Genomic DNA, 20,975 nt, shown 5'->3' on the forward strand with positions numbered 1-20,975 from the left:
GTATTGACCTTGGCCGAAAGCTGACGCACGGTAAACATATTGAGGCCACGCCAATACACGCTGCGCAGGCTCTGCAGCAGCTTGATGAGCATGCCCGAGAGCCCCCAGAACAGGGCAAAGGTGCCCACGGTAACCATAGCGGTCGTAATACCAAACTGGTTCATGGCCTCTTGCAGCTTGCTGTCCGTCGCGGTTAGCGGGAACCCATCACGTAACAGACGGTAATAGGCCACGCCCACAAGCGCCACGCCCACGACAAAGATGGCAATCGCAATCCAGGGGTTGCGTGTCTTGATGCTCTCGTTGCGACGCTCGGCACCCATAAGCTCGATGAGTTTGGTACGACGCACGGCGCGAAGGTTCAGCAGTAGCGTGAGCACAAACATTACGAGCATGCAGGCAAGGGTCAGATTGAACGCATGCACCGAGAAAAAGAAGTGGAAATTGGCAATCTGTGTCTTAAAAAGCGAGGCCGTAAAGAACGTCATGAGCTGGGAGAGTCCCACACCCAGCACAATGCCGGCGACAAAGGCCACGACCGAGACAATCACCGTCTCGAGCGCCATAATCGTGGCGACGCGCCCGCGCCCCATGCCGAGCACCTGGTACAGGCCAAACTCCTTCTTGCGGCGTTTCATGATGAAGTTATTGGCATACACCATCAAAAAGGCCATGACACCGGCCAAAAAGTACGTCAGGTCGCCGAGCATGCTGCCCATAACCTGTGCCAAGCCCTTTTCATCGATGCCGGCGATGTCGACCTGCATCGAGATGGTGTTAAAGGCATAGAAGACCGTGACGCCCAGGGTGAGCGTCAAAAGGTAGACGAGGTAGTCGCGGCCGGCGCGGCGGACGTTGCCCCAAGCGAGTTTACAGAGCATCGGAGCCCTCACCGCCCATCATGGCAACGACCTCCATAATGCGGTCGAAGAACTCTCGGCGGTCGATGTCGCCGCGGCGCAGCTCGGTGAAGATCTTGCCGTCGCGAATAAACAGCACACGGCTCGTGTAGCTGGCGGCAAAGCTGTCGTGCGTGACCATGAGCACGGTGGCGCGTAGGCGGCGGTTAAGGGCCTCCAGGCTCTCGAGCAGCAGACGAGCGCTTTTAGAATCGAGGGCGCCGGTGGGCTCGTCGGCCATGATCATGGTGGGGTCGGTGACGAGCGCGCGAGCCGCGGCAACGCGCTGCTGCTGACCGCCGGACATCTGGTAGGGATACTTGTCGAGCACCTGACTGATGGACAGGCGCGCTGCCACATCCTGCACGCGGGCCGAAATCTCTGCCGAGTTTGTGCGGGCGATGGTGAGCGGCAGGGCGATGTTCTCGCGTGCCGTGAGCGTATCGAGCAGGTTGGAGTCCTGGAAGATAAAGCCGAGCTCCTCGCGGCGGAACTGCGAAAGCTTAGCCTGCTTCATGCGTGTTACGTCCTGCCCGTTGATGCGGATCGTGCCACTTGTGGCGCTATCGATGGTCGACACGCAGTTGAGCAGGGTCGACTTGCCCGATCCCGAAGCGCCCATGATGCCAACAAATTCGCCGCGGTTGACGGTAAAGCTGACGTCGTTGAGCGCGCGCGTCACGTTGCCCAGCGCTCCGTATACCTTTTCGAGATGCGCGGCCTCCAGTACCGGGGTCGCCATGTGCGTGGTTTGCATACCGAGTCCTTTCTTGCAATTAGTCTACGGCATCTATAGTCGCAAGAAGACGAGTCGGCTACCATCGATATGGCTTACGCTTGCCTTACCGTTGTGTAAGGTACGCGTAGCTACCCTGCCACGTGTTGATGTTGAGAGAGGACTCCTGTTGAAGACTGTTCATGTTGCCGCTGGGATCATTCGCAAGGAAGGATCCGATGAGCTGCTTGCCGTGCAGCGCGGCTACGGCGACATGCAGGGACTTTGGGAGTTCCCCGGTGGCAAGCTCATGCGCGGTGAGACGCCCGAGGACGCCGTACGCCGCGAGCTCATGGAAGAGCTGCAGGTAAAAGTCACCAACCTGCGCGATTTCTATACCGTTGAGTACGACTACCCCGATTTCCATCTCTCCATGGAGTGCTACTACTGCTCGCTGACCAAAGGGTCTGGCGAGCCCCAGAAGCATGACCGTCAGCTTGATATCCGCTGGATTCCGCGCACCTCGCTTGCCACGGTGGAATGGATGCCCGCTGACAAGGGGCTTATCGATGCGCTGATTGAGCTGAAGGAAGATCGGCTTGGGGCCAACGGCACTGCCAACGACGCCGGGGCCACCACGACCGACGAGCCCGCCGTCAAACCCAAGCGCGCACCTAAGCGCCGTAGCAAAAAACGCCCCAAACCAGGTCTGCTCGACGGCATCGATACCTCGGACCTTTCCGCCGACGAGCGTGAGCTCGTGCGCCGTCGCGCCGCCATCAAAAAGTCCATGAAGGGCAACAAGCGCGCCAACACCAAGCCCGAGCTGCTCGTACGACAGCGCCTGCGCGCCGCGGGCCTTACGGGCTATCGCTTGGAATGGAAGGTTCCCGGCAAACCCGACATCGCCTTCCCCGGGCGCAAGATCGCCATCTTCGTCAACGGCTGCTTTTGGCACCGCTGCCCCAAGTGCAACCCTAGCCAGCCCAAGCGCAACGTTGAGTTTTGGGAGGCAAAGTTCCGTCGCAACGTCGAGCGCGACCACGCTGCCGTGGCAGCACTCACTCAAATGGGCTGGACGCCCATAACCATCTGGGAATGCGAGCTCAAAAAAGACCACATCGACGCCACGATGGAAAAGGTCATCGAACAAGTACGCGCCGCCGCACCGCAGCGCTAAGAACGAGCCGTCCACACGCCCCACACAGGCGAGCCACATCCGCGCCACAAACCTTAGAAAGCCCTTAAGCTCAAAACCTTTCAAGAGTGTTACTCGATAGCTTTGACCTGCGGTTTCATCGCAACGTCAAACCTCATTAAGCCTTTCTTTAGCACTTCTTTGCAGCAGCCGCGGCATAATACTGCCAACGCACGGGACCTAGCAGCACACCCCGTGCGCAACCTTTTGGTGGACATCGAGGAGGCCGCATAAGCATGCATTCTTCCAATGACGCAGCACAGCAGCCATCCCTAACACATGCAGACCTTTTCTCCTTCCCCCCGACACAGAGAAACGGCCTCCTCGACTCCCCAACCACAAAAGCCAAACGCTCAACCGACCAGAGCCACAACTTACGAGCATCGTTCGAAAAGCTCCAAGCATCTCTAGACAAAACCTTCCCCAACCAAGCCCGGGCATACTAACCCCTCATCAACAAAGCGCCCCTCGCGCCCCATCCTTTCCGCCCTAACGCCACAAGGGCGATCGAGCAGGACGGCTTGGGCGGGTCCCCGTACTTAGTTTCCAAAATCATTCCGCAGCGCGAAGGCCCCCGTTGCCAACGCTTCGTAGAAGCGAGGCAACGGGGGCCTTCATGCGCGAGGACGTTTTGGAAACTAAGTACGGGGACCCGCCCAAGCCGTCCGGTGGGATCAGAGTACCCTTGCTGTTACTCTGCTTTGCCCACAGAGTTGAGGTTGGTCATGCGGATCTTAACCAGCTCGGTGATCTCACGCATGCCCTCCTTGGCCGGCTTCTTGGGGTCGAAGCAGGCGGGGTTCTCGGCCATGTAGGCCATGAAGCCCTTGGTATAGGCCTGACGCAGCTCGGTGGCGTAGTTAACCTTGCAGATACCGTTCTTGACTGCCTCGGCGACCTGCTCATCGGGCACACCGGAGGTGCCGTGCAGAACCAGCGGCACGTCGACGGCGTCGCGGATGGCCTTGACCACGGACTGCTCGATGTGCGGATCGCTCGTGTACACGCCGTGGCTGGTGCCAACGCCAATTGCGAGGGAGGTGCAGCCGGTACGCTCGACGAACTCCTTGGCCTCGGCCGGATCGGTGTAGGGGCTCTCGCCCTCAACCGCAGGACCGTCGTCCTCCTTGCCGCCAACCTTACCGAGCTCGGCCTCGACGGGCACGCCCATGGCGCGGCCAGCGTCGGCGACGGACTTGGTCAGGGCAATGTTATCCTCGAAGGACTCGTGCGAGCCGTCGATCATGACGGAAGTGTAGCCGGTGCGGAGAGCCTGCATGCAGCGCTCGTAGCCATCGCCGTGATCGAGGTGCAGGGCAACGGGAACCGTAGCGCGCTCGGCAGCAGCCTTGACCATGCCGTAGAAGTAGTCCAGGCCAGCGGTCTTGATGGTGCCCGGGGTGGTCTGCATGATGACGGGGGACTTGGTCTCCTCGGCAGCGGCCAGAACGGCCATAACAAACTCGAGGTTCTCGACGTTGAAAGCGCCAACAGCGTAGTGGCCGGCCTGAGCGTCCTTGAGCATCTTTTCGGTGGTAACAAGTGCCATGAGCGTTTGCTCCTCTCCCTCGCCCGCATCTGGACATCGGGCGTAGTTGTTCACAAAGCGTTTTACCTTGCGTTTTACTGCGCTCATTGTATGAAATTCAGCGTCTTTGCATGTGCGAGATATTGAGCCCATGCAGGTCAATACAGTCGTTTTTGAAAAGTAAACGGAAGGAATTGGGGCCGGGCGGGCGTGTTCGATATTGAATTTTGAGCGTTGAGCGTCTTTCTTTTATAGAAAAGATAAGTAATCGAAAGGTGTTTTCTTACTCAAAAAGAAAATGAACGAAAATAGAGTCAACACAATTCCTGCAAATTTAGCCGAGAATGGAGCAGACATGACCCAAGCTACCAACCGTGCTTTTGCCGACGAACGCCGCGCCGCCATCATGGAAATGCTCGAGCACAACGCCTCGGTGCAGGTAGCAGAAATCGCCCAGACCTTTGGCGTGTCCTCCGTCACCGCCCGCGCCGACCTGGACGCGCTCGCCGAAGCAGGCAAGCTGCGCCGCACGCATGGTGGCGCCGTATCGCTCCACAAGCGTCTGACTGTTTCCACGCAGGATCGCCGCATCAATGTCAACGTCGCCGCCAAACAAGCCATCGCACAAAGCGCCATTGAACTCGTCAATGACGGTGACACCCTGCTCGTCGACTCGGGCACCACGGCGCTCGAGTTCGTCCGGCTCCTTGATCAGCGCGACGGCATCACCGTTATCACGGCCGACATTACCATCGCCGATTATATTGACGAGAGCATGCCCTCGGTCGATGTCGTCATGCTGGGCGGGGCACTGCGCAAAGGTCATCGCTATCTGTACGGCCCACTTACCATGCAGGCTCTCCAAATGGTCCACGCCGATCTTGCCGTCATGTGCCCTGGCGCTTTTGTTCCCGGCTGCGGCTTTACGACCGACTTTCCCCAGATGGCCGAGACCAAAACAGCTATGATCGCCGGAGCCCATCAAAGCGTCGCCCTCATGGACGCTAGCAAGGTTAACGGACGCGGCATGTACCGCTTTGCCGAACTGACTGATGTCGACACCATCGTGATGGACCGTGACCCCGATCATGCCGTCGCCACCTCAATCGCCGAGGCCACCGACAGCGCACGTCCAGCCCTCATCATCGCCGGCGCTTAAACAAAAACCACCACAAAGGTGCCTGTCCCCTTTGTGGTGGTTGTGATGGCTGAGCGTCAAAAGTGAGCGTGTCGCTACTTGGACAGCTCGTCGGCGAGGGCCTCGATCTGGGCGCGCGAGGCTTCGTTGAGCGAGCCCAGCACAGTCACCTTGTTCTGCGTCAGGGTGATGTCCTTCATGCCCTCGAGCTCCTTGGTCATAACCTTGGCAGCCGCGGGTGCCCAAGAGCCGGCCTCGACGAGCGCCACCGTACGGTTCTGGTAGGCGTGCTCGGCGAGCGTATGGATGAAGGTGCTCATGCACGGGAAGATCTCGCCCTGATAGGTGATGGAGGCGAGCACCAGACGGTCGTAGCGGAACGCATCCTCAACGGCCTCGGCCATGTCGTCACGAGCCAGGTCAAAGACGGAGACCTTCTGGCCGCGAGCCTCAAGCGCAGATGCGAGCTCCTCGACGGCAGCCTTCAGATGCCCGTACACGCTCGCGTAGGCAATCGTGATACCCTCGTCCTCGGGTTGATAGCTCGACCAGGTGTTATAGGTGTCGAGGTAGTAGCCCAGGTTCTCAGTCAGCACGGGGCCGTGGAGCGGGCAGATAATCTGGATGTCCAGGTCGGCGGCCTTCTTGAGGACGGCCTGCACGAACTTGCCGAACTTACCGACGATGCCAAAGTAGTAACGGCGCGCTTCGCAAGCCCAGCCCTCGGGATCCTCGATGTCGTTGGCGCCAAACTTGCCAAAACCGTCGGCACTAAAGAGCACCTTGTCGGTGGACTCGTAGGAGAAGAGCACCTCGGGCCAGTGAACATTGGGGGCACCGACAAAGGTTAGGCTGTGGCCGCCCAGGTCGAGCACGTCGCCATCTTTGACGACCATCTTGCGCTCGGGGAAGTCGGTGCCAAAGTAGTTGACCATCATACGGAAGGCGCCCATGCTGGCAACAATCTGCGCCTGGGGATAGCGCTCCATAAAGGCGGCGATGCCGGCGGAGTGATCGGGCTCCATGTGATGGACGATCAGGTAGTCGGGCGTGCGGCCATCGAGCACGGCCTCGAGGTTGCCGAGCCACTCGTCAACAAAACCGCCGTCGACTGAATCGGCGACAGCGATCTTTTCGCCCAAGATAACGTAGCTGTTGTATGCCATACCATTCTCGGACACATCGTACTGGCCCTCGAACAGGTCAATGTCGTGATCGTTGACGCCAATGTAGCGGATATCCTTGGTGATCTCCATCAGGCAAAGCCTCCTAGATAGACAAAAGAACCCGTCTATCATAGCACTCGCCCTCGTAGCCACGGCTATCTGCCAGCATCCTTACCGATTGTTATTGATGCGGAATATACCGCTTTTGACCTGCAAAAACTATACGCGAGGCTCTGCCGTGGTGTGCCGAACGATGAGCTTGCCCGGAATACGAATGGCAACAGTCTTGCCCGTTGCCCCCGCTTTGGGAACCGCATGCTCGAATACCTCGCGTCCGCGCTGATGTAGATCGAATCGCACGGTCGTGAGCTCGTTATGCGCGACAAAGTCGTCGAGCGAGTCATCGACGCCCACCACGCTCACGTCCTCGGGCACACGCAATCCGCTGTCGCGCAACGCAGCGATCGCACCGTTTGCCATCTGGTCATTTGCCGCGTAAATCGCCGTCATGGTGCGGTCGTGCTCAGCCAGATATCTGCCGGCTTCGTAACCGCTGTTGGCAGACCAGTCACCCTCGAGCGGTTCAGCCATTTTGATATGCCTGCGCTCGAGAGAATCTCTCCAACCGGCCCGACGGAACTGCTCGTCGACCGAGAAGGACGGACCGCCGATAAAGCGAATTTGCTCGTGGCCCAGCTCAAACAGATGATCCATAAGCAGTAGAGAACAGCCATAGTGGTCGGAGTCGACCGTGGTCACCCGCGGGTGCGCATACATGGTGACGATAACCGTGCCAATGCCCGGCAGCGGATCAAACGCCTCAAAATCGGGCGCCATACGACTCATGCCGATAATGATGCCGTCCACGGGCAGCGCTGCCATACGACGCGTTGCCTCGGCAAGCGAAAACTCCTCAGTCTTGGACATCTCGACCAGCGTGATAGCACAACCGCGGTCGCGGGCTGCACTGGCAATGCCGTCGATCATCGTAAGGTTACCGAACTTGGTGACGTCGTTAACGCACAGCCCGACCGAATGGTAGCGGCCGTCGCGCAGCGAGCGACCGGCATAGCTCGGACGGAAACCGAGCTCCTGCATGGCTGCCTGCACGCGCTGACGCGTCTGTTCGTTCACGTTGGGCAATCCGTTGGCAACGCGCGAAACCGTCTGCTGCGAAACACCGGCAGCGCGGGCAACGTCGGCCATGGAAACCGGACGCGAACCCGTGTCGTTGGAAGGGCGCCTTGCCACAAAATCACCTTCGCTCCTGTAGGAAGCCTAAATACCCCATGCGAAATTGCTGGTCACACGGGAGGCTTTGTTGTCTTCCGATAATGTTAACGTACTCTACTATACCTATCAGCAGTTATGCAGCGCCCTCAATACCACCTGAATACCGTTCACGGCTCATTTTCGACCGATTGCAGGAAAGCGAAGAAGTCCGTGGTTCCAGGCTATGAGTACGTTAACATAAGGCGTAAGCACACCGATACCATGATGGCCTGCGCTCCGGGCGCACAGGCCATGGCGTCGTATTCGAAAGGACGCTCATGATTACCACAACTCCGTTCGGCACCGCCCCCGGCGGCTCGCCGGTTACGGTCTATAACCTTGTTTGCGCAGGTGCCCGCGTGCGCGTTATGGACTATGGCGCGACCATCCTTAGCATCGAGGTTCCCGATGCCTCAGGCGATGTTGCCGACATCGCGCTCGGCTTCGATGCCCTCGATGGCTACTTCGACAATCCGGCGTGCTACGGCGGAACCATTGGGCCTTCGGCCAACCGAACGGATAAAGGCCAAATCGAGATTGCCGGCACGGTCTATCAGATGGCATGCAACGATGGTCCCAACAAAGCCAATAATCTGCACACCGACCTTGAACATGGCCTTCATAAGCGCGTGTGGAACGCCACGGTCGACGAGATTACCAACACGGTGAGTTTTACATGCAAGTTGGTCGACGGCGAACTGGGCCTCCCGGGCAACCGCACCTTTACCGTTGCCTATGTCCTGCAGGCAGGGCCAACGGGTGCCGCAGAGCTCACCTGCACGCAAAGCTGCGTTACCGATGCCGACACCTTCGTCAACATGACCAACCACACGTACTTCAACCTTGCGGGGCACGATGCCGGCACGGTTCTGGACCAGGTCGCGACTATCGACGCCGAGGCTTTCCTCCCCCAGCGCCAGGACAACGTCTCTTCTGGCGAGGTTCGCCCCGTGGCCGGTACGCCATTCGATTTCCGCGCACCCAAGGCGCTCGGCCGCGACATCGAGGCGAACGACGAGCAGCTCAAGATTGCACGGGGCTTTGACCATTGTTTCTGCCTGGATAGCTTTACCCCCGACGCCGACCCGCGCCACGCACTGCGCTTGCAAGATCCAAACTCGCGCCGCACGCTCGACATCTTCGTAACCGCACCGGGCGCGCATCTGTATACCGGCAACTGGCTCAGCGATATCGACGCCAAAGACGGCTGCAGTTACGGTCCTCGCGACGGCGTCGCATTTGAGCCCGAGTTTTGGCCTGACAACAACCATCACACAGATTGGGCACATCCCGTCTGCACGCCTGACCACCCGTTTAGCTCGACAATCGTGTACCGATTCTCGACGATTTGTTAACCCACCCTCGTCGAGATGCGAGGGAGCAGCGTTATGACTCCCGTCTACTTCCTCGCACCTTGATATGTTTACGTACTCATAAGCAAAGCCCGGTAGCTCGGGATAACCAAGAAAGGAAGACACCATGACCGCCCCCGACGAAAAGACACTCGCCACGCTCACCAAGCTGTTTGAGGAGGAGTTTGGCCCCATCGGCGACCGCCAGGTGCTCTACGTGCACGCGCCCGGGCGTTCCGAGATCAGCGGCAATCACACCGATCACGAGGGCGGTCACGTTATCGCCGGCTCGCTCGATGTCGCTGTCGACGGTATCGCCGTGGCAACCGACTCCAACAGGATTCGCGTCGCCGACGAGGGCTATCCTACGTTTGAGATCACGCTCGACACGCTGGATGTTCAGGAGTCCGAGAAGGGCACGTCCGCAAGCCTCGTCCGCGGCATGGCACACGAGATTGCAGCCCTTGGCGTTGAGCCCCACGGCTTCGACTTCGCCTTCACCTGCTCCGTCCCCTCGGGTGGTGGCCTTTCCAGCTCTGCCGCCGTCGAGGCCGCGTACGGTCGTGCCATGGAGACGCTCTGGGGCGCGCCCGCCATTGAGCCCGTCACGCTCGCTCAGATGAGCCAGCGCACCGAGAACAACTACTACGGCAAGCCCTGCGGTCTGATGGACCAGGCCGCCGTATGTCTGGGCGGCCTTGCCTACATGGACTTTGAGGACCAGGCTCAGCCTAAGACCCAGAAGCTCGAGCTCAACTTTGAGGACCACGGCTATGCGCTCGTGCTCGTTAAGGTCGGCGCCGACCACGTGGCCGCCACCGATGACTACGCGGCCGTTCCGCGCGAAATGCAAGACGTCGCCGCCGAGTTTGGCAAGGCACGCCTGTGCGAGGTAAACGTTGCCGATTTTGACGCCAAGCTCCCCGAGCTGCGCGCCAAGCTGGGCGACCGTGCCTGCCTGCGCGCCGTTCACTACTGGTACGAGAACGGCCTGGTCGATAAACGCTGGGCGGCCCTGAACGCCGGCGACATTGACCAGTTCCTGGTCCTGACGCGCGAGTCCGGCGCCAGCTCTGCCATGTACCTGCAGAATGTTGTTGCCAAACTGGGTGCCGAGCAGCCTTCCATGTACGCGCTTGCTCTTGCCGAGCATGTGCTCGACGGCCGTGGCGCCGTTCGTATTCACGGCGGCGGCTTTGGCGGTACCATCCAGGCTTTCGTGCCGCTCGATCTGGTCGACACCTTCATCACCAAGATGAACAGCTGGCTGGGCGAGGGCTCTGCCCGTCACTACGCCATCTCTGACAAGGGGGCTTACGCGGCATGGCTGTAATGACTGACGTGCGCGAGGCCGCGCAGAACCTGATCGAGTACGCTATTCACCGATCGATGATCGGCCAGGACGATCGCATCTGGGCATACAACACCATTTTGGAGTGCATCGGCGCCACGGGTCCCGCGCTCGACATGGCTTGGGCGCTCAAGACCGAGAAGATTTCGCTCTTGCACCCCGATACACTCCCCGACTTTGACCTGGAGGGCACGCTTGCCGCGCTTTCCGAGGCCGCCGTGGCCAACGGTGCTGCCGAGGACACGGCGTCGGGCCGCGACCGCATCGCCATGCGCATCATGGGCGGGCTCATGCCGAGGCCTTCGGTTGTAAACGAGGAGTTCAACGGACGTATGGGCGTCCACGAACCCCGCGCCGCGACCGACTGGTTCTACGGCCTGTGCTGTGACGCCGGTTACGTGCGCCGCGCCGCCATCGCGCGCAACATCAAATGGAGCACTTCCACCAACTGGGGTGACCTGGAGATCACTATCAACCTGTCCAAGCCTGAGAAGGACCCGCGCGATATCGCCGCGGCAGGTGCAGCCAAGAACACGGGCGAGAAGTATCCCGCCTGCCAGCTCTGCATCGAAAACGAGGGCTATCCCGGACGTTCCGCCGCAGCCGACGGCGGCGCTCACCCCGCCCGCCAGAATCTGCGCGTCATCCCCATCCAGCTCGACGGCGAGCGCTGGGGCTTCCAGTACAGCCCGTATGCGTACTTTAACGAGCACTGCATTGCCATGAGCTCCGAGCATCGCCCGATGCACGTCGACCGTAAGGGACTGACCTGCCTGCTCGACTTTGTGGACCTGTTCCCGCACTACTTTATTGGCTCCAACGCCGACCTGCCCATCGTGGGCGGCTCGATTCTTTCGCACGACCACTTCCAAGGCGGTGCGCACGAGTTCCCCATGATGCATGCCGCCGAGGTCTCGCAGTTTAGCGTACCCGGATTTGACCAGGTCAGCGGCACTGTGCTGCAATGGCCGCTTTCGGTGCTGCGCCTGCGCTCGCATGACCGCGCTCAGCTGCTCGACGCTGCCGAGAAGATTATCCTCGCTTGGCGCGAGTGGACCGATGAGTCGGTTGGCATCGTCGCGCACACAGTCGACGGCGTAGCGCACAACACCGTGACGCCCGTCATCCGCCGCGTCGATTCCCGCGGCAATGCCGGCGGCGAGATCTACGAGGCCTACCTGGCGCTTCGCTGCAATATCACGACCGACGAGCATCCGCTGGGCGTGTTCCACCCGCATGCCGAGTATCACCATATTAAAAAGGAGAACATCGGCCTGATCGAGGTCATGGGCCTGGCCATTTTACCGCCGCGCTTGGTTCCCGAGCTCGGCGCTGTCCGCGAGCACCTGCTGGCGGCCAAGGCCGATGCCAGCTACGATCTCGCCGGCGCGCTCGAGGGCGACGACCTTTGCCGCAGCCACGCCGCATGGGCCGAGGACGTCTTTGTTCGTCGTGCCGATGAGCTTACGGCCGACAACGCCATCGACATCCTGCACGAAGAGGTCGGCGTGGTGTTTGGCCACGTGCTCGACAACGCCGGCGTCTTTAAGTGGGACGAAGCCGGCCGCGCCGCCCAACAGCGCTTTATCGACTCGTTGTAATGATCCCTTGGGGACGGAGGAAAACGGATCATTTCGTCTTCAAGACAACGGCGCCCGCCGGCAACATCGCCGGCGGGCGCCGTTTTTGAGTGTAGTCATTGGGGTCATTCTTAAGGGGCGTTCTTAAACGACTAGTCATTAAAGAGCGTCCCCAATGACTACTTGCGACCAAGGCAACGCCGGTGTCTTGGCAACGACAGCGAAAACGCCCCTAAGCGAGCAAGGTGACGTGAAAGAGGAGGGCATTGACCTTCTGGTCATGCCCGACGATTGAACGTCAGATTGCCGCTTAGGGGCGTTTGTAGCGTCGAGCCGTTTCGGCGTTTGGTAAAACGCCGTAACCCTAGAGTTCAGTCACGACAACGCTGTTGTAGACCTCGTCCCAGCGGTCCATGACCAGGTGGCCGGTCTTGGGATCCATGGCGTTGAGCTTGCCGCAGGTATTGGCGGTCTTGAGCACCGTGACGTCGTCGGCGCCGGCAGCAATGGCATGCGCAAAGCCGGCGATGGTCGAGTCGCCGGAACCCGTAGCGTTCACAGCCGCAATCGCGGGCGTCTTGGCGCGGAACGCGCGACCCTCATGGAAGCCCACCGAACCGGCAGCGCCCATCGAAACGACAACCCAGGGAATACCGGCAAAGCGGCCATCGGCGGCGAGCGCCTCGCGCAGGGCATCGACATCATCAGTCGTAAAGGACGTACCCAGCAGGCCGTTAATCTCGGTCAGGTTGGGCTTTACGAGCTCAGGCTTAGCGTCGGACTCAAGCGCGGCCTCCAGCGATGCACCCGAGGTATCGAGCAGCACCTTGGCGCCCGCCTCCTCAGCGATCTTGACGAGCTCGGCATAGTAGCCGGCATCGACGCCGCGCGGCAGCGAGCCCGAAAGCGTCACAACGTCCGCCTTCGCTGCAAGCTCGGCGAACTTGGCCGTAAAGGCCTCGAGCTCGGCCGGGGCGATCTGCGGGCCGCTCTCCAGCAGCTCGGTCTGGTTGCCCTCGTGCAGGATATTCAGGCAGATGCGTGTCTCGCCAGCGATGGGCACAAAGTCGTTCTTGACGCCATCGGCATCCATGAGCTCGGCCATATAGGCACCCATGTGACCGCCGAGCAGACCGGTCGCGAGCACATCGTCGCCCAACTGCAGCAGCACACGGCTCACGTTGAGGCCCTTGCCGCCAGCGGTCTTTTCGGGCGTCACACGGTTAACATCGTCGATGATCAGCTTATCGAGCTGATAGCGCGTATCAATCGACGGGTTCATGGTAACGGTCAGAATCATATTGAACTCCTGTTTCCGGGGCACGACACGCGCGGCCCCAAACATACGATAGCTCGTTAAAGGATCTCGATCTCAAAGCCGCGGGTGACGGTCTCCCCCGGCTTGGCCACCAGGCAGCCGCGCTTGTGCTCCAGAATATCGTCCTCGTCGGAGCAGGTGGACAGGCCGCCCCACGGTTCCACGGCCACAAAGTCGCCCTCGGGCTTGCTCCACACAATCAGGTACGGCATATCGGGGAACGTCAGGCGCACGCCCTTGTCCTCGGTCTTCTTGGTCAGCGTAACCACGCGGCTCTCGAGCACGTCAAAGATGGTCTCCGCGAAGTCGAAGAGCTCGTGGGTCAGCGGCAGGTTCTGGTCGATCATGGGGTTCTTGCTGCGATGCTCAACATCAATCAGACCCGTCGAAGGAACGGCAGTACAGAGCTCGGCGGCCTCGAGCTGATCAAAATGGAGCTCGTAGTCGTCATAGGACTCGCCCTCGTCAAGCGGGCACTTAAAGCCAGGGTGGCCACCCACAAAGAACGGCATGTCCTCGGTGCCCTCATTGGTCACCTCGTACGACACGGCCACCTTAGCCGCATCGATCGTGTAACGAGCAACGATCTTAAACGGATACGGGTACTGCTCGAGCAACTCGGCATGGTCGGCAGAGCTTAGGCTCAGCGCGACCATGTTGTCGCCCTGCTCCTCGAGCTTCCACTCCTGTTTGCGAGCAAAGCCGTGACGGGCGAGCTTAACCTCGCGGCCGCCCATGGTCATTGCGCGACCGTCACGAAGGCCGCCGCAGATCGGGAAACAAATGGGTGCCTGGCCCGACCAGACCGCCGGGTCACCCTGCCACAGGTACTCACGGCCGTTGGCCGTAATAGAAGTGAACGATCCGCCAGCCGTGCTCAACGCAATGCGGACAGAGCCGTTATCAAGAACAAACTCCATGGGAATCTTCTCCTTCACATATCATCTCGCACGATCCATTGTGAACGTCGTGCCTTTAGCAGAAAGGTAATGAGGCAGCGCCGCAAACAAAAGAACAATGCACGTCCAGCCCGCTGGGCCAATTGGGCTGATAGCAAACCGGCCCGCGCCCCATCACAGAAACGCGAGCCGTCAACGGACTAGTTAATTACGCCGGATACCCGCTAATCGTGGTATTCGCCGCGGTCCCACTTCTCGAGGAACTCGTCAAAGAAGTGCGGGTCGGCCTGAGCCTCGGCGTCGGCCTTATTGCAGGCATCGATCTTGGCGATCAGGGCATCGTGCTCGGGAGTCTTCTCGTAGGGCTCCTCCAGGAAGGCAAGCATGATATCGGCCATCAGGAACTCGCCGGTGATCTTGCCGCCAAAGCCCACGATGTTGGCGTTGAGCTCGCGACGGGCATACAGGGCAGAGGTCATGTCGCGAACCAGGGCGCAGCGGGCGCCGGGAACCTTGTTGACGGCGTTGGTGATGCCGATGCCGGTGCCGCACAGGGCCACGCCAAAGTCGGCCTTGCCGCTGGCAACAGCCTCGCCCACGGCCTTACCGTAGATGGGATAGTGCGTACGGGTGTGGCTGTAGGTGCCGCAGTCGAGCACCTTGTAGCCAGCCTGCTCCAGGCGGTCGGCCAGATAGATCTTCTCGTCCGTAACGATATGGTCGCAACCGATTGCGATGGTCTTCTTCATCAGAACGTCCTTTCGTCTGAATTCACAAGTTGAGGTAGAAGTTCGAGTTCTCGGTGGCTCTCGTTAGGCCATCTTGTTGAGCATGTCGACACGGATCTGGTGACGGCCGCCGGCGTACTGGGCGCGCAGGAACTCGCGGGCGATCTTCTTGGCAACCTCGGTGCCCACAACGCCCGGGCCCATGGTGACCATGCGCGAGCCGTTGTGCTCGCGGGTCATGTAGGCGGAACGCTCGTCGGAAATGTTGGCGACGACCATGCCCTTGATCTTGACGGCGGCCATATAGGAGCCGACGCCGTACTTATCGAATGCGAAGCCCTGGGAATCCTTGTGCTCCAGCAGGTCCTTGGCAACGGCGGTCGCGGAATCGACAAAGTCCGCGGCAGGGGTCTCGGAATAGTCGACGACCTCGTGACCGTCGGCGATGAGCATCTCCTTGATGGACTCCTTCATCGACATACCGTCGGCATCGGAAGCGATTACAACCCTCATGACATCCTCCTTGAGAGATACGCAGGTGCGTAGTTTCTGTTTGGAAGTGTTGAATCGCGTTCAGGTCCGGGCATCTGAATGTGCGGTTCTTCACTGTTCGTGTTTATTTGAACACATTCGAACATCAACTGCAAGAATTATTTGTTTATCTTTGTTCTTTTTTGAACAAATACCGTTCACGGATGATTGCCGACCGTCTGGACCCGACGCGGACGTAGCGACCGCGTATTCAACAAACAAAAGGGCGGCCGAGAACGTGTCTCGGCCGCCCTTCTTACAGTTGATCTTCCAAAGAACGCTTTGCCGCCTACTCAGACTGCCTGCCCTTCTTGGCGTGCTTGGACGGAGCACTCAGAAAGCGGCCCGTCAAATAGTTCGCCGGGCCGGAAATATCAATCCCCAGTAGCGTGTGTCCCAGCCACAGAAACGCCGCGAGCACCAGCAGCGGGATAACGCACGAGGTCACGATCATCACAATGACGCCTTCGATGAGATCGGTCACTTGCTGCACAATTTCATCGGTCATCTGCTTGGCGCCGCTGGTCACCGACGTGACGAGGCCCGAGGCACCGTCGGCAAGCTGCTCGAGCACGCTCTTGGACTCTGCGGACTCGGTCTTTTTCTTGCTTGTTTTGGAGCTATCGCTATTTGCCGCACCCGCAGCGTCGGCCGCCTTTTGCTCGGCCGCCTCGATGCTAACGCGATACGTTTCGTCGACCTTCTGCGACACCCAAACGCTTGCAGGCACCAACGCCATGCCAATTATGGCGACCACCAGCACACGCGTTGCCACGCGGCGAATGACCGCGCTCGTGCTCCAGCGTCCGTGAATGCCAAGCGACACCGCGAAGAGTACGAGCGAGAACGGAATCAGGATGCCCAGCCCGACCGACCATAAAATGGTCAGCAGATATTTTTCGAGGTAGAGCACGGCAAGCACGATACCCAAGTTTCCCGAAAGCTGCGCGAGCTGCTCGGCAACTGGCGTTCCCGTATCGCCCGGCAGCGCAGTGATACCCGCAGATAGGGCGACGCACGAGGTTGTGAGCGCCAAAACATTGCCCTTCTTTTGATCGATGACCTCGATGGTGGAGTCCCAAGTCTTGGTATCGGCAAAATGCGGACGAGCTACAAAGCCCGACAACAGCGCCAGTACCACGAGCGCAACGATAAAGCCAATCTGCAGCTTTTTGTTTGCGCACACGACATCGGACAGGCTGGGCTGCAGCTCGGTTACCGTCGTATGCTCGGTTATCTGGACAGGACGCCCATGAGCCATCTCGCGCGCATCTGTCTTTTGAATCAATCCGTTGTCCGGCATTTGGACACCTCCTCAGTCCGGGGCTTAATGCGAAAGAAAGTATACCCACCGAGCAAAAATCGAACGGGAGGACGAACGAAGCGCACCAAGACTGTCCCCAATGACTATCTCCGGATGAGTTGCGGTGGAATAGGGATTGTTTTGCGCCCGCCGGCCCCTATTCAGTCCCCATTTCACCGCAACTTGGAGGAGGACAGAAAAAGCCCTGCCGCGGGTAGCGGCAGAGCTTTTGGAAGGGGACTTGGTTGTGAGGGCTCGTTAGGCGAGCTTGGCCTCGAGCTCGGCGATGCGCTTGTAGGCATCGATGGTAAAGCGGGTCTGCTTCTCCAGAATCATAGTGGTCATGAGAGTGTCCTGAGCGTGAGCCATGATGAAGGTCATCTCCATCTCGCCGCCGCCGGCCTCCTGCGAAAGCAGTTTGGTCTGCGTGTCGTGGGCACCGATGAGCGCATCGCTGGCATCCTTGTGCAGCTGTTCGGCCTTCTCAAAGTCACCCTCGCGAGCAGCATCGAGCGCTGCAAGCAGATCGGTCTGGGCGTCACCTGCGTATGCGACGATCTCGAATCCAACCATCGAGATTTCTTCTTTGGTTGCCATATTGCGTTCCTTTCACATATGAACCAATGGAGAGCATCGCGTCCGGGCATACGCGCTGCGTTGTGTATGACAGAAACAATAACATTCAAACAAAAAAGAACAGCTCAAAACGTAATTTCAAACTATGAACGGTCACTTTTCGCCCGTGAACGGTTTTTAAACCAATCTGAACAATATCGAACACAATTAGCGGCAACCCAAACAGGGCCGCACCTAACGCAAATCGCGCACCGTATCGCCCTCTACGAGCACACCGGGGATCAGCATGTGCTCCACGCCAGACGCACCCCCATCAGCGCCGGCAATCTTGTCGACCGCCCACATGCCGACGCGCTTGTTGTCAAAGCGCACCGTGGTCAGGCGACGGTCGGGCACGATATCGCCCAGGCTGTCATCAACACCCACCACGCTCACTTCCTCGGGCACACGCCTTCCGCACGACTCGAGCCCGCGAATGCAGCCGTATGCCATGGCATCGTTGGAAGCATAAATGGCCGTACAGGTCGGATCTTCCGCCAGAGCCTGACCGGCAGCATATCCGCTCTGTGCCGTCCAATCCCCACGGACGAGTCGCGGCGGCTCAATTCCATGCGCGCGCAATGTCTCGCGCCAGCCTTCCTCGCGCCGCATGCCCGAAAGTGAGCGCTCGGGACACGAGATAAAGTGCACGGTTTTGTGCCCCCGCCCCAGCAAGTACTCGACCACCTGGCGCGAGCAATCGAACTGGTCGTTATCGACCGTTGAACAGAGCGGGTGCTCCAGCATCGTAACGAGCACCGTCTGCATGCCGGGCAGCGGCTCGAAGGTGCCAAAGTCCGCCGGCATGCGATTCATGATCACGACCATGCCATCCACCGGCAGCGCGCTCATGCGCGACGATGCGCTCTCGAGGGTATAGGGATGTCCATCTACTTTAGTGAGGGTGATGGCATAGCCATGTTTGTCGGCCGCGGCGGCAAAGCCCTCCATACGGTCGAGGTTGCCGGTACCGGTAATGTTGAACATGGCGACGCCGACGGTCTTAAACTTGCCACGGCGCAGCGATCGACCGGCGAAATTGGGGCGATACCCCAGCTCGCGCATGGCGGCACGCACGCGTTCCTTGGTCTCGGGGCGCACACTGGGCGAATCGTGCACGGTGCGCGAGACCGTCTGCTCCGAGACGCCCGCGAGGCGCGCCACGTCTTTGACGGATACCGATTTTTTAACAGCGGCCATAGGTCGATCTTTCTATGTCAACGATGCCATTGGTGGCACCCTACGCAGTCAAATGAAACGTCTTCAAGTATATCTAACGCCTCCCCCACCATACGCTCACCACCCAAAACCTACCGTTCACCGACATTTTTGCTTCCCCGAACGGCTTTTGTCGCCCAAATGTTAACGTTGCCATTGTGCAAACACAGAGCCACCGGGCGGCTCAAACGTTTACGCGTAAGGAATCGACGGTTCGCAGGCACAGGAACCACCGGTTCGCGTCTTTTTTTGTGTCACAAAATGGCAACGTCAACATTTTGGCAACCGAACGTCAAAAGCTACCATCGTTGCTAACCCACCGACTCTTAGGAGCATTGCATGGAGCAACTCATCGCCATCATCGAAAAGGGCCAGCCCTTTTTCAACGCGATCGCCCGCAACAAGTACCTCAAGGCGATCCGCGACGGCTTTATCTCCGTCATCCCCATCATCATCTTCTCGTCCATCTTCTGCCTGGTAGCCTCGGTCCCCAACATCTGGGGTTTCTACTGGCCCGATGACATCAACAACGCTCTGTGGAAGTGCTACAACTACTCCATGGGCATCCTGGCCATCGCCTGCGCCGCCACCACAGCCAAGCACTTCGCCGACGCTCAGAACCGCGACCTGCCCAAGAATAACCAGATTAACTTTATCTCATGCATGTGCGCGGCCATCATCGGCTTCTTGCTCCTTTCGAGCGACACGGTCGCCACGGACGCCGCCAGCGGCTTCAACACCACCTACCTTGGTTCCAAGGGCCTGCTGACCGCCTTCATCGCTGCGTTTGTGACCGGCATCATCTACAAGTTCTTCATTAAGCGCAACATCACCGTCAAGATGCCCGAGCAGGTTCCGCCCAACATCTCGCAGACCTTCAAGGACATCATCCCCTTCTCCGTCTGCATCACCGTCTTTTGGGTTTTTGACATCGTCTTCCGCGCTGCTTTTGGCTTCTGCTTTGCCCAGGGCGTCATCCAAGTGTTCCAGCCCCTGTTCACCGCTGCCGATGGCTACATCGGCCTCGCTGTGATCTACGGCGCCATGAGCCTGTTCTGGTTCGTGGGCGTCCACGGCCCCTCGATCGTCGAGCCCGCCATCGCCGCCGCTCTCGTTGCCAACATGACCGACAACCTGGCTGCGTTCCAGGCTGGCCAGCACGCTTCCGCTGTCCTGACCCAGGGTGCCCAGTACTTCGTCGTCTGCATGGGCGGCACCGGCGCCACGCTCGTCCTGGTCTTTATGTTCTGCTTCCTGGCCAAGTCTCAGGAGATGCGCGCCGTCGGTAAGGCCGCCATCGTCCCCGTCTGCTTTGCCGTCAACGAGCCGCTGCTGTTCGCCGCGCCCATCGTGCTCAACCCCGTCTTCTTTGTCCCGTTTGTCTTTGCCCCGATCGCCAACATCTGGATCCTCAAGATCTTTATCGACTTCTTGGGCATGAACGGCTTTATGTACACCCTGCCCTGGACTGTCCCCGGCCCCATCGGCACCATCATGGGCCTGGGCTTCCAGCCGCTCGCCTTTGTGATGCTCGCCCTTATCCTGGTCGTCGACTTCGTTCTGTACTACCCGTTCTTCCGTGCCTACGACGCCCAGAAGTGCGCCGAGGAGGCCGAGATTTCCCAGGAGGAGCTCGCCGCCAAGAACGCCGAGAAGGCCGCCAAGCTCAACGATGCCTTCCAGGGCAAGGCCGATGCCAAGAGCGTTGCCGCCGGCGCTGCTGCCGAGGCCGTGAAGGCCGACGCTCCCGCCGTTGTCGCCACTGAGACAACGGCCGCCAGTGACCTCAACGGCAAGCGCGTGCTCGTGCTCTGCCAGGGTGGCGGCACCTCGGGCCTGCTCGCCAACGCGCTGGCCAAGACCGCCAAAGAGCGCGGCATCAATCTTGAGACCGCTGCCGAGGCCTATGGCAACCACGTTGACATGCTTCCCGACTTTGACCTGGTCGTCCTGGCCCCGCAGGCCGCAAGCTACCTGGCCGACCTGCAGAAGGACTGCGAGCGCGTGGGCAACAAGTGCGTCGCCTGCCGCGGCAAGCAGTACATCGAGCTCTCCCAGAACGGCGATAAGTCTCTCGCCTTCGTCTCCGAGCAGCTTTCGAAGTAAGTAACGCTCAGGGCCAGCCGACCATCCAAGACCGGCTGGTCCTTCGATTTAAACGATT

The 20,975-nt window shown here is 59.7% G+C and carries 18 protein-coding genes; 6 read left to right on the forward strand and 12 right to left on the reverse strand.

What is annotated here, in order from left to right; genetic code table 11:
- Nucleotides 1-881 (reverse strand): FtsX-like permease family protein (locus tag AB5758_RS07085; protein ID WP_368155460.1); only part of this gene is annotated, 881 nt, incomplete at its 3' end.
- On the reverse strand, nt 871-1,656 hold the full coding sequence (locus AB5758_RS07090; protein WP_368141322.1) for an ABC transporter ATP-binding protein: 786 nt from the start codon (nt 1,654-1,656) through the stop codon (nt 871-873). The genes AB5758_RS07090 and AB5758_RS07085, both read right to left, overlap by 11 nt.
- A gap of 148 nt (nt 1,657-1,804) precedes the next feature.
- Between AB5758_RS07090 and vsr the strand changes: the two genes are divergently transcribed.
- A complete protein-coding gene (gene vsr / locus AB5758_RS07095; protein WP_368141323.1) occupies nt 1,805-2,794 on the forward strand; it encodes a DNA mismatch endonuclease Vsr in 990 nt (329 codons plus the stop codon).
- Between the two features lie 709 nt (nt 2,795-3,503).
- Here vsr and AB5758_RS07100 read toward each other — a convergent pair.
- Nucleotides 3,504-4,361: a class II fructose-bisphosphate aldolase gene (locus AB5758_RS07100; protein WP_161159316.1), complete on the reverse strand. Its 858-nt coding sequence runs from the start codon at nt 4,359-4,361 to the stop codon at nt 3,504-3,506.
- A gap of 334 nt (nt 4,362-4,695) precedes the next feature.
- Here AB5758_RS07100 and AB5758_RS07105 point away from each other — a divergent pair, with 334 nt between their 5' ends.
- Nucleotides 4,696-5,499, forward strand: coding sequence for a DeoR/GlpR family DNA-binding transcription regulator (locus AB5758_RS07105; protein WP_196032999.1), 804 nt, complete (start codon nt 4,696-4,698; stop codon nt 5,497-5,499).
- A gap of 74 nt (nt 5,500-5,573) precedes the next feature.
- On the opposite strand, the gene AB5758_RS07110 is transcribed toward AB5758_RS07105, so the two are convergent.
- Both AB5758_RS07110 and AB5758_RS07115 read right to left on the reverse strand, forming a co-directional pair.
- Nucleotides 5,574-6,734 (reverse strand): FprA family A-type flavoprotein, encoded by a 1,161-nt coding sequence (locus tag AB5758_RS07110; RefSeq protein WP_161115048.1) that lies wholly within the window; start codon nt 6,732-6,734, stop codon nt 5,574-5,576.
- 129 nt (nt 6,735-6,863) lie between these two features.
- Nucleotides 6,864-7,850 carry a LacI family DNA-binding transcriptional regulator gene (locus tag AB5758_RS07115; RefSeq protein WP_368141374.1) on the reverse strand — a complete coding sequence of 329 codons (987 nt, stop codon included), beginning with the start codon at nt 7,848-7,850 and terminating at the stop codon, nt 6,864-6,866.
- Between the two features lie 344 nt (nt 7,851-8,194).
- Between AB5758_RS07115 and AB5758_RS07120 the strand changes: the two genes are divergently transcribed.
- The 3 genes from AB5758_RS07120 (at nt 8,195) to AB5758_RS07130 (ending at nt 12,220) form a co-directional block, all read left to right on the forward strand.
- Nucleotides 8,195-9,271 (forward strand): aldose epimerase family protein, encoded by a 1,077-nt coding sequence (locus AB5758_RS07120; RefSeq protein ID WP_368141362.1) that lies wholly within the window; start codon nt 8,195-8,197, stop codon nt 9,269-9,271.
- 124 nt (nt 9,272-9,395) lie between these two features.
- Nucleotides 9,396-10,601, forward strand: coding sequence for a galactokinase (locus AB5758_RS07125; protein ID WP_368141363.1), 1,206 nt, complete (start codon nt 9,396-9,398; stop codon nt 10,599-10,601).
- Entirely contained in the window at nt 10,592-12,220 is a 1,629-nt protein-coding gene (locus AB5758_RS07130) for a UDP-glucose--hexose-1-phosphate uridylyltransferase (RefSeq protein ID WP_368141364.1), read from the forward strand. Before AB5758_RS07125 ends, AB5758_RS07130 begins: the two co-directional genes overlap by 10 nt.
- Before the next feature lie 343 nt (nt 12,221-12,563).
- Here AB5758_RS07130 and AB5758_RS07135 read toward each other — a convergent pair whose 3' ends face one another.
- The 7 genes from AB5758_RS07135 to AB5758_RS07165 form a co-directional block, all read right to left on the reverse strand.
- Nucleotides 12,564-13,499, reverse strand: a complete 936-nt coding sequence (locus AB5758_RS07135; protein ID WP_349071387.1) for a hexose kinase — start codon at nt 13,497-13,499, stop codon at nt 12,564-12,566.
- A 56-nt stretch (nt 13,500-13,555) separates the two neighbouring features.
- The gene (locus AB5758_RS07140) at nt 13,556-14,437 is read right to left on the reverse strand and encodes an aldose 1-epimerase family protein (RefSeq protein WP_368141365.1); all 882 of its coding nucleotides are present in this window, start codon (nt 14,435-14,437) and stop codon (nt 13,556-13,558) included.
- A gap of 203 nt (nt 14,438-14,640) precedes the next feature.
- Nucleotides 14,641-15,165, reverse strand: a complete 525-nt coding sequence (lacB, locus tag AB5758_RS07145; protein WP_006234831.1) for a galactose-6-phosphate isomerase subunit LacB — start codon at nt 15,163-15,165, stop codon at nt 14,641-14,643.
- Nucleotides 15,166-15,228: 63 nt separating this feature from the next.
- Nucleotides 15,229-15,657, reverse strand: coding sequence for a galactose-6-phosphate isomerase subunit LacA (lacA, locus tag AB5758_RS07150; RefSeq protein WP_006234830.1), 429 nt, complete (start codon nt 15,655-15,657; stop codon nt 15,229-15,231).
- A gap of 307 nt (nt 15,658-15,964) precedes the next feature.
- On the reverse strand, nt 15,965-16,978 hold the full coding sequence (locus tag AB5758_RS07155) for a hypothetical protein (protein WP_368141366.1): 1,014 nt from the start codon (nt 16,976-16,978) through the stop codon (nt 15,965-15,967).
- A 258-nt stretch (nt 16,979-17,236) separates the two neighbouring features.
- Nucleotides 17,237-17,575 (reverse strand): PTS lactose/cellobiose transporter subunit IIA, encoded by a 339-nt coding sequence (locus AB5758_RS07160; protein WP_006234827.1) that lies wholly within the window; start codon nt 17,573-17,575, stop codon nt 17,237-17,239.
- A 213-nt stretch (nt 17,576-17,788) separates the two neighbouring features.
- Nucleotides 17,789-18,793: a LacI family DNA-binding transcriptional regulator gene (locus AB5758_RS07165; RefSeq protein WP_368141367.1), complete on the reverse strand. Its 1,005-nt coding sequence runs from the start codon at nt 18,791-18,793 to the stop codon at nt 17,789-17,791.
- Nucleotides 18,794-19,150: 357 nt separating this feature from the next.
- Between AB5758_RS07165 and AB5758_RS07170 the strand changes: the two genes are divergently transcribed.
- Entirely contained in the window at nt 19,151-20,917 is a 1,767-nt protein-coding gene (locus AB5758_RS07170; RefSeq protein ID WP_368141368.1) for a PTS lactose transporter subunit IIBC, read from the forward strand.
- The last annotated feature ends 58 nt before the right edge of the window (nt 20,918-20,975 follow it).

This window comes from Collinsella aerofaciens (assembly GCF_040926405.1).
Classification (GTDB): Bacteria; Actinomycetota; Coriobacteriia; order Coriobacteriales; family Coriobacteriaceae; genus Collinsella.